9 protein-coding genes are annotated in these 9,405 nt (G+C 64.4%); all 9 read left to right on the forward strand.

All coding sequences use genetic code 11. From position 1 onward, the window contains the following. A partial coding sequence (gene nuoF / locus PMN64_RS40040; RefSeq protein WP_411784726.1) for an NADH-quinone oxidoreductase subunit NuoF occupies nucleotides 1–1,055 on the forward strand: 1,055 nt, incomplete at its 5' end. 8 nt (nucleotides 1,056–1,063) lie between these two features. Then, nucleotides 1,064–1,552: a hypothetical protein gene (locus tag PMN64_RS40045; RefSeq protein WP_411784727.1), complete on the forward strand. Its 489-nt coding sequence runs from the start codon at nucleotides 1,064–1,066 to the stop codon at nucleotides 1,550–1,552. 7 nt (nucleotides 1,553–1,559) lie between these two features. Next, a complete protein-coding gene (gene nuoG / locus PMN64_RS40050) occupies nucleotides 1,560–3,635 on the forward strand; it encodes an NADH-quinone oxidoreductase subunit NuoG (RefSeq protein ID WP_411784728.1) in 2,076 nt (691 codons plus the stop codon). 10 nt (nucleotides 3,636–3,645) lie between these two features. Then, the gene (gene nuoH / locus PMN64_RS40055; RefSeq protein ID WP_028340126.1) at nucleotides 3,646–4,716 is read left to right on the forward strand and encodes an NADH-quinone oxidoreductase subunit NuoH; all 1,071 of its coding nucleotides are present in this window, start codon (nucleotides 3,646–3,648) and stop codon (nucleotides 4,714–4,716) included. 7 nt (nucleotides 4,717–4,723) lie between these two features. Continuing rightward, nucleotides 4,724–5,218 (forward strand): NADH-quinone oxidoreductase subunit NuoI, encoded by a 495-nt coding sequence (gene nuoI / locus PMN64_RS40060; protein WP_018271854.1) that lies wholly within the window; start codon nucleotides 4,724–4,726, stop codon nucleotides 5,216–5,218. A 9-nt stretch (nucleotides 5,219–5,227) separates the two neighbouring features. Continuing rightward, nucleotides 5,228–5,866 (forward strand): NADH-quinone oxidoreductase subunit J, encoded by a 639-nt coding sequence (locus PMN64_RS40065; RefSeq protein WP_253591963.1) that lies wholly within the window; start codon nucleotides 5,228–5,230, stop codon nucleotides 5,864–5,866. Further along, entirely contained in the window at nucleotides 5,863–6,171 is a 309-nt protein-coding gene (gene nuoK / locus PMN64_RS40070; RefSeq protein ID WP_016841823.1) for an NADH-quinone oxidoreductase subunit NuoK, read from the forward strand. Before PMN64_RS40065 ends, nuoK begins: the two co-directional genes overlap by 4 nt. 8 nt (nucleotides 6,172–6,179) lie before the next feature. Next, nucleotides 6,180–8,267 (forward strand): NADH-quinone oxidoreductase subunit L, encoded by a 2,088-nt coding sequence (gene nuoL / locus PMN64_RS40075; RefSeq protein ID WP_411784729.1) that lies wholly within the window; start codon nucleotides 6,180–6,182, stop codon nucleotides 8,265–8,267. Then, on the forward strand, nucleotides 8,268–9,405 hold a 1,138-nt coding region (locus PMN64_RS40080; RefSeq protein WP_411784730.1), incomplete at its 3' end, for an NADH-quinone oxidoreductase subunit M. It lies immediately after the preceding gene.

The raw sequence follows: 9,405 nt of genomic DNA on the forward strand, positions 1-9,405 counted from the left end.
GCACCTGCAAGGACCGCGAGATCATGCGGCATGACCCGCACCTTTTGGTCGAGGGCTGCTTGCTCGCGAGCTTCGCGATGGGCGCACATGCCTGCTACGTCTATATCCGCGGCGAGTTCATCCGCGAGCGCGAGCGGCTGCAGGCGGCGATCGACCAGGCCTATGAGGCCAAGCTGGTCGGCAAGGACAACATCAACGGCTGGCCGTTCGACATCTATGTCGCGCACGGCGCCGGCGCCTATATCTGCGGCGAGGAGACCGCGCTGCTCGAGAGCCTCGAGGGCAAGAAGGGCCAGCCGCGGCTGAAGCCGCCGTTCCCGGCCAATGTCGGCCTCTACGGCTGCCCGACCACCGTCAACAACGTCGAGTCGATCGCGGTCGCGCCCGACATCCTGCGCCGCGGCGCCGCCTGGTTCGCCGGCATCGGCCGGCCGAACAATGTCGGCACCAAGCTGTTCTGCATCTCCGGCCACGTCGAGCGGCCCTGCAACGTCGAAGAGGCGATGGGGATTCCGTTCCGCGAGCTGATCGAGAAACATTGCGGCGGCATCCGCGGCGGCTGGGGCAATCTGAAGGCCGTGATTCCCGGCGGCTCGTCGGTGCGCATGGTGCCGGCCGAGCAGATCATCGACACGCCGATGGATTTCGACAGCTTGAGCAAGTTGCGCTCCGGCCTCGGCACCGCGGCTGTGATCGTGATGGACAAGTCGACCGACCTGATCCGGGCGATCGCGCGCATCTCCTATTTCTACAAGCATGAGAGCTGCGGCCAGTGCACGCCGTGCCGCGAGGGCACCGGCTGGATGTGGCGCGTCCTGACCCGCATGGCCGAGGGCCGCGCCCACAAGCGCGAGATCGACATGCTGCTCGAGGTCACCAAGCAGGTCGAGGGCCACACCATCTGCGCGCTCGGCGACGCCGCTGCCTGGCCGATCCAGGGCCTGATCGCGCATTTCCGTCACGAGATCGAAGAGCGCATCGACCAGTATTCGCACAAGGCCGATCTCGACGATCAGGGCGTGCGCGATCCCATGCACTTGGTTGCTGCGGAGTAATGCTGGCGATGACGCAACAGGCCGCATGGTGGCAGAAGTACGGAACGCTTGCGCAGATGGCGCAGGCGACCGTGGCGCTGCTCGGCTTTGGTGCAATCCTGCTGCAGATCAACGAAATCCGCACCTCGAACCGCGCCTCCAGCGCGCGTTCGGTGTTTCTCGGCTACACCGATCTCGCATTCCAGAATCCGAAATTCGCTCAGCCCGATTACGAAGCCATCAAGGCCGGCGGCCGCGAAGAGCGGTCCCAATATGAAAGTTTTGTCTCGTACTTCCTCTATGCCTGCGAGGAGACCTTTGCCGCATTCGCGGACAAGCGCGAATGGCAGGCATCGTGTGACTACGACCTGAAGCCGCATCTGCCGTTCCTCTGCGAGAAGAACCAGGCGCAGCCTGCCTATCTCGCGACCTACGGCGCCGACACCCAGCAATGGGTGAAGACCTCATTGAAAACCGCGAGCGTCGCACCGCCCGACTGCAAGCTCGGAAAGACTTGAGACAGACATGAGCAAGATCATCGTCGATGGTAAAGAGATCGATGTGCCGCCGGAGTACACTCTGCTGCAGGCATGCGAGGCGGCCGGCGCAGAGATTCCGCGCTTCTGCTATCACGAGCGGCTGTCGATCGCCGGCAATTGCCGGATGTGCCTGGTCGAGGTGAAGGGCGGCCCGAAGCCGGTGGCGAGCTGCGCCTGGGCCGTGCGCGACTGCCGTCCGGGCCCGAAGGGTGAGCCGCCGGAGATTTCGACCCGTTCGCCGATGGTGAAGAAGGCACGCGAAGGCGTGATGGAGTTCCTGCTGATCAACCATCCGCTGGACTGCCCGATCTGCGACCAGGGCGGCGAGTGCGATCTGCAGGACCAGGCGATGGGCTACGGCGTCGACACCAGCCGTTTCGCCGAGAACAAGCGTGCGGTCGAGGACAAGTATCTCGGCGCGCTGGTCAAGACCTCGATGAACCGCTGCATCCAGTGCACGCGCTGCGTCCGCTTCTCCGCCGAAGTCTGCGGCGCGCCCGAAATGGGCGCGACCGGCCGCGGCGAGGACATGGAGATCACCACCTATCTGGAGCAGGCGCTGAGCTCGGAGCTGCAGGGCAACCTCGTCGACATCTGCCCGGTCGGCGCTCTGACCTCGAAGCCCTACGCCTTCGCGGCGCGGCCCTGGGAGCTCGGCAAGACCCAGTCGGTCGACGTCATGGACGGCGTGGGATCTGCGATCCGCGTCGACACCCGCGGCCGCGAGGTGATGCGCATCCTGCCGCGCATCAATGAGGCGGTGAACGAGGAGTGGATCTCCGACAAGACCCGCCACGTCGTCGACGGCCTGCGCACGCAGCGCCTCGACCGTCCCTATGTGCGCGAGAACGGCCAGCTCCGGCCGGCGACCTGGCAGGAAGCCTTCGCCGCCATCGCCGCCAAGGCCGGCCGCAGCGACGGCAAGCGGATCGGCGCGATCGCCGGCGATCTCGCCGCGGTCGACGAAATGTATGCGCTGAAGGAACTGCTCGCGAAGTTCGGCTCGGTCAATCTCGCGGTGCAGGGCGGCGATGCGTTCGACGCCAAGGCTGGCCGCGGCTCCTACATCTTCAATCCGACCATCGCCGGCATCGACCAGGCCGACGCGATCCTGATCGTCGGCTCGCATCCTCGCAAGGAAGCCGCGGTGCTGAACGCGCGGATCCGCAAGCGCTGGCGCACCGGCGGGCTCAAGGTTGGCATGATCGGCGCCAAGGCCGATTTCACCTATGACCACGACTATCTCGGCGCTGGCACCGACACGCTGGCCGATCTCGTGGCAGGCAAGCACTCCTTTGCCGACGTCTTGAAGAAGGCCCAGCACCCGATCATCCTGGTCGGCGCCGGCGCCTACACCAGGCATGACGGCGCAGCCGTGCTGGCGCAGGCTGCCAAGCTCGCGGTCGACGTGGGCGCGCTGAAGGAGGGCTGGAACGGCTTTGCCGTGCTGCAGGATACCGCCTCCCGCGCCGGCGCGCTCGATATCGGCTTCTCGCCGGCGGCGGGCGGGCTGACCTCGGCGCAGATGACGACCTTCGGCATGCTCGACGTGCTGTTCCTGCTCGGCGCCGACGAGATCAAGGCGCCGGACGGCACCTTCGTGGTCTATATCGGCACCCATGGCGACCAGGGCGCGCATCGCGCCGACGTCATCCTGCCGGGCGCGGCCTATACCGAGAAGTCCGGCATCTACGTCAATACCGAGGGCCGGGCGCAGATCGCCAACCGCGCCGCGTTCCCGCCGGGCGAGGCCCGCGAGGACTGGGCGATCATTCGCGCGCTGTCCGACGTGCTCGGCAAGAAGCTGCCGTTCGACTCGCTGCAGGCGCTGCGGCAAGCGATGTTCAAGGCCCATCCGCATCTGATGCGGCTCGACCAGATCGAGGCCGGCAAACCCGAAGACGTCAAGGCGCTGGCAGGCAAGGGCGGCAGCGTCGACAAGGCGGCATTCAAGCCGACCGTCGAGGATTTTTATCTTACCAACCCGATCGCGCGGGCCTCTGCCGTGATGGCGGAATGTTCGCGGCTGGCGTCGGGCCGAATGCTGACGGCAGCGGAGTGAGCGTGACCTGATGGCTGAATTCTTCGCAAGCTCGTTCTGGACCGGCTTCCTCTGGCCGCTGATCATCATGGTCGCGGAGAGCCTGTTGCTGCTTGTCGTGCTCCTGATCGCGATCGCCTACATCCTGCTCGCCGACCGCAAGATCTGGGCGGCGGTGCAGATCCGCCGCGGCCCCAACGTGGTCGGGCCGTTCGGATTGCTGCAATCCTTCGCCGACCTCCTGAAATTCGTGCTGAAGGAGCCGGTGATTCCGTCTGGCTCCAACAAGGGGGTGTTCCTGCTGGCGCCGCTGGTCTCGTGCGTGCTGGCGCTGGCCGCCTGGGCCGTGATCCCGTTCGATCTCGGCTGGGTGATCTCCGACATCAATGTCGGCGTTCTCTACATCTTCGCGATCTCGTCGCTGTCGATCTACGGCATCATCATGGCCGGCTGGTCGTCGAACTCGAAATACCCGTTCCTGGCCGCGCTGCGCTCGGCGGCGCAGATGGTGTCCTACGAGGTCTCGATCGGCTTCGTTATCATCACCGTGCTGCTCTGCGTCGGCTCGCTGAATCTGTCGGCGGTGGTCGAGGCGCAGAATACCCGCGGGCTTGCGCACCTGATCGGCCTGCCGCAGCTCACCATCCTGAACTGGTATGTGTGGCCGCTGTTCCCGATGTTCGTGGTGTTCTACGTCTCGGCGCTGGCGGAAACCAACCGTCCGCCGTTCGACCTGGTGGAAGCCGAATCCGAACTGGTCGCCGGCTTCATGACTGAATACGGCTCGACCCCGTATCTTTTGTTCATGCTCGGCGAGTATGTCGCGATCACCACGATGTGCGCGCTGGCGTCGATCCTGTTCCTGGGCGGCTGGCTGCCGCCGGTCAACCTGCCGCCGTTCACCTGGATTCCGGGCATCGTCTGGTTCGCCCTGAAGGTGTTCTTCATGTTCTTCATGTTCGCGATGGCGAAGGCGATCGTGCCGCGCTACCGCTACGATCAACTGATGCGGCTCGGCTGGAAGGTGTTCCTGCCGCTGTCGCTGGCGATGGTGGTGATCGTGGCCGGCGTGCTGCAGTTCGCCGGCATCGCGCCGAAGTGAGGCCGTCATGAGTGTCAATGTCAACGCAACAGCCCGCTCGCTTCTGCTGTCGGAATTCGTCTCGGCGTTCTTCCTTGCGATGCGCTATTTCTTCCAGCCGAAGCCTACGCTGAACTATCCCTTCGAGAAGGGCCCGATCTCGCCGCGCTTTCGCGGCGAGCACGCGCTGCGCCGCTATCCGAACGGCGAGGAGCGCTGCATCGCCTGCAAGCTCTGCGAGGCGATCTGCCCGGCGCAGGCGATCACGATCGAGGCCGGCCCGCGCCGCAACGACGGCACCCGCCGCACGGTGCGTTACGACATCGACATGGTGAAGTGCATCTATTGCGGCCTGTGCCAGGAGGCATGCCCGGTGGACGCCATCGTCGAGGGACCGAATTTCGAATTCGCGACCGAGACCCGCGAGGAACTGTACTATGACAAGGCCAAGCTGCTCGCCAACGGCGACCGCTGGGAGCGCGAGATTGCGAAGTCGATCGCGCTCGACGCGCCGTACCGGTGAGGTGAGGGCATGATCCTTTCGGCGCTGTTCTTTTATCTCTTTGCCGCGGTCTGCGTGGCCTCGGCGGTCATGGTGATTGTCTCGCGCAATCCCGTGCACTCCGTGCTGTTCCTGATCCTGGCCTTCGTCAACGCGGCCGGGCTGTTCATCCTGATGGGCGCCGAGTTCCTCGGGATGATGCTGATCGTGGTCTATGTCGGCGCCGTCGCGGTGCTGTTCCTGTTCGTGATCATGATGCTCGACGTCGACTTCGTCGAGCTGCGCGAGGGCTTCATCCAGTATCTGCCGATCGGCATCGTGATCGGTGGCATCTTCATGTTCGAGCTGCTGCTCGTCGTCGGCGCCTGGGTGATCAACCCGGCCGTGACCAAGACGATCACCGCGGCGATCCCGACCAATGTCAGCAACACCGAGGCGCTCGGTCTCGTGCTCTATACGAAGTATATCCATTACTTCCAGCTTGCCGGCATGGTGCTGCTGGTCGCGATGATCGGTGCCATCGTGCTGACGCTACGTCACAAGGCCAAGGTCAAGCGGCAGAACATCAACGTGCAGAACGCGCGCACGCCCGAGATGGCGATGGCGATGCGCAAGGTGGCGTCGGGGCAGGGCCTGCAGGATGCCGACGCGGCGGAGTGGGTGAAATGACGATCGGGCTCGGACACTATCTCGCGGTCGCCGCGATCCTGTTCACGCTCGGGATCCTCGGCATCTTCCTCAACCGCAAGAACATCATCGTCATCCTGATGTCGATCGAGCTGATCCTGCTGTCGGTCAACATCAACCTGGTGGCGTTCTCGACCTTCCTCGGCGACATCGTCGGCCAGGTGTTCGCGCTCTTGGTGCTGACAGTGGCCGCCGCCGAGGCTGCGATCGGTCTCGCCGTGCTGGTGGTGTATTTCCGCAACCGCGGTTCGATCGCGGTTGAAGACGTCAATCTGATGAAGGGCTAGGCGCAGTTATGGTTCAGGCAATCGTATTCCTGCCTCTGCTGGGCGCCATCCTCGCAGGCATCATCTCGCTGGTCGGTGCCCATGCGCGCTGCCCGGGCGGCGACACCGTCGACCATCACGACGATGCGCATGGCGACGCCCATGCCTCCGCGGCCCATGACGATCACGGCCATGACGATCACGGCCATGACGACCATGGCCATGACGACCACCACGTCTCCGAACCACCGGCGGCGGGCTCGCGCCTCGCCGAGCTGATCACCACCGGCCTGCTGTTCGTCTCGGCGGCGCTGTCCTGGTTCGCGTTGGTCGATGTCGGTTTCATGCACCATGACGCGCGCGTCGTGCTGCTGCCCTGGATCACCTCGGGCGACCTGCAGGTGGCCTGGACGCTGCGGGTCGACACCCTGACCGCCGTGATGCTGGTCGTGGTCAACACGGTGTCCGCGCTCGTCCACCTCTACTCCATCGGCTACATGGACGAGGATCCGAACCGGCCGCGCTTCTTCGGCTATCTCAGCTTGTTCACCTTCGCGATGCTGATGCTGGTGACATCAGACAACCTCGTGCAGCTGTTCTTCGGCTGGGAGGGCGTCGGCCTCGCGAGCTACCTCCTGATCGGCTTCTGGTATCAGAAGCCGTCGGCCAATGCCGCGGCGATCAAGGCCTTCGTGGTCAACCGCGTCGGCGACTTCGGCTTCGCGCTCGGCATCTTCGCGATCTTCGCGCTGGTCGGCTCGACCGATTTCGAGACCATCTTCCATGCCGCGCCCGGTCTGACCGGCAAGACCATCAACTTCTTCGGCAATCAGGTCGACGCCCTGACCTTGACCTGCCTGTTGCTGTTCATGGGCGCGATGGGCAAGTCGGCCCAGTTCCTGCTGCACACCTGGTTGCCGGACGCGATGGAAGGTCCGACCCCGGTGTCGGCGCTGATCCACGCCGCGACCATGGTCACCGCCGGCGTGTTCATGGTGGCGCGGCTGTCGCCGCTGTTCGAGCTGTCGCCGACCGCGCAGGCGGTGGTGATGTTCTTCGGCGCGACCACGGCGTTCTTCGCCGCCACGATCGGCCTCGTGCAGAACGACATCAAGCGCATCGTCGCGTATTCGACCTGTTCGCAGCTCGGCTACATGTTCGTGGCGATGGGAGCGGGGGCCTATTCGGTCGGCATGTTCCACCTGTTCACGCACGCCTTCTTCAAGGCGCTGCTGTTCTTAGGCTCCGGCTCGGTGATCTACGCGATGCACCACGAGCAGGACATCCGCAACATGGGTGGGCTGTGGCGCAAGATTCCGTACACCTTCGCGGTGATGTGCATCGGCACCCTGGCGCTGACTGGCTTCCCGCTGTTCGCCGGCTACTTCTCCAAGGACGCGATCATCGAGGCGGCCTATGCGGCGCATAATCCGTTCGCGACCTACGCCTATCTCTTGACCATCGTGGCCGCCGGCCTGACCTCGTTCTACTCCTGGCGTCTGATCTTCAAGACGTTCTTCGGCGAGCCGCACGACCAGAAGCACTACGAGGCGGCGCATGAGAGCCCGGTGTGGATGCTGGTGCCGATCGGCGTGCTCGCCGCCGGCTCGATCCTGGCCGGCCTGCCGTTCAAGGAGCTGTTCGTCGGCCATCACGGCGTGGAAGAGTTCTTCCGCGAGTCCGTGAAGATGAACCCGCACATCCTCGAGGACATGGAGCATATGCCGGGCTGGCTTGCGCCGCTGCCCACCGTGATGATGGCGCTCGGCCTGTTCATCTCGTATCTGTTCTACATCCGCAGGCCGTACCTGCCTGTCGAGCTCGCGCAGCAGCAGCCGATGCTGTACCAGTTCCTGCTCAACAAATGGTACTTCGACGAGCTGTACGACTGGATCTTCGTGCGGCCGGCGAAGTGGCTCGGCTACACTCTGTGGAAGAAGGGCGACGGCTTCATCATCGACGGCTTAGGTCCCGACGGCGTCTCGGCCCGCGTGCTCGACGTCACCCGCAACGTCGTGAAATTGCAGACCGGCTACCTCTATCACTACGCATTCGCGATGCTGATCGGGGCCGCCGGATTGATCACCTGGTTCATGTTCGGCTTGGGAGGCCAGTAAATGACAACCTGGCCCATTCTTTCGGTCACGACCTTCCTGCCGGCGGTCGGTGCGATTCTGGTCTATCTGCTGGCGCGGGGCGGTGACGAGACCGCGAGCCGCACGGCGCGCTGGATCGCGCTGTGGACCACGCTGATCACCTTCGCGATTTCGCTGATCCTCGTGGCGCGCTTCGATCCGGCCTCGACCGACTTCCAGTTCGTCGAGAAGGCGTCCTGGCTCGCCACCGGCATCACCTATCACATGGGCGTCGACGGCATCTCGCTGCCGCTGATCATCCTAACCACCGCGATCATGCCGCTCTGCATCATCGCGAGCTGGAAGTCGGTGACGCAGCGCGTCGGCGAATACATGATGGCGTTCCTGATCCTGGAAACGCTGATGGTCGGCACCTTCTCGGCGCTCGACCTCGTGCTGTTCTACCTGTTCTTCGAGGGCGGCCTGATCCCGATGTTCCTGATCATCGGCGTCTGGGGCGGCCCGCGCCGGGTCTATGCGTCGTTCAAGTTCTTCCTCTACACCTTCCTCGGCTCGGTCCTGATGCTGCTCGCCATCATGGCGCTGTACTGGAACGCCGGCACCACCGACATCCCGACCCTGATGCACACCGCGGTGCCGCGGTCGATGCAGACCTGGGCGTGGCTGGCCTTCTTCGCCTCGTTCGCGGTGAAGATGCCGATGTGGCCGGTGCACACCTGGCTGCCCGACGCGCACGTCGAGGCGCCGACGGCGGGCTCGGTGATCCTGGCCGCGATCCTGCTGAAGATGGGCGGCTACGGCTTCCTGCGCTTCTCGCTGCCGATGTTCCCGCTGGCCTCGCACGACTTCGCGCCGTTCGTGTTCGTGCTGTCGGTCATCGCCATCATCTACACCTCGCTGGTGGCGATGATGCAGGAGGACATGAAGAAGCTGATCGCATATTCGTCCGTCGCGCATATGGGCTTCGTCACCATGGGCATCTTCGCGGTGACGACGCAGGGCGTCGCCGGCGGCATGTTCCAGATGGTCTCGCACGGCATCGTCTCGGGCGCGCTGTTCCTCTGCGTCGGCGTCGTCTACGACCGCATGCACACCCGCGAGATCGCGGCCTATGGCGGCCTCGTCAACCGGATGCCGCTCTATGCGCTGACCTTCATGG

The sequence above is a fragment of the Bradyrhizobium sp. UFLA01-814 genome, assembly GCF_046718885.1.
Lineage (GTDB): Bacteria > Pseudomonadota > Alphaproteobacteria > Rhizobiales > Xanthobacteraceae > Bradyrhizobium > Bradyrhizobium elkanii.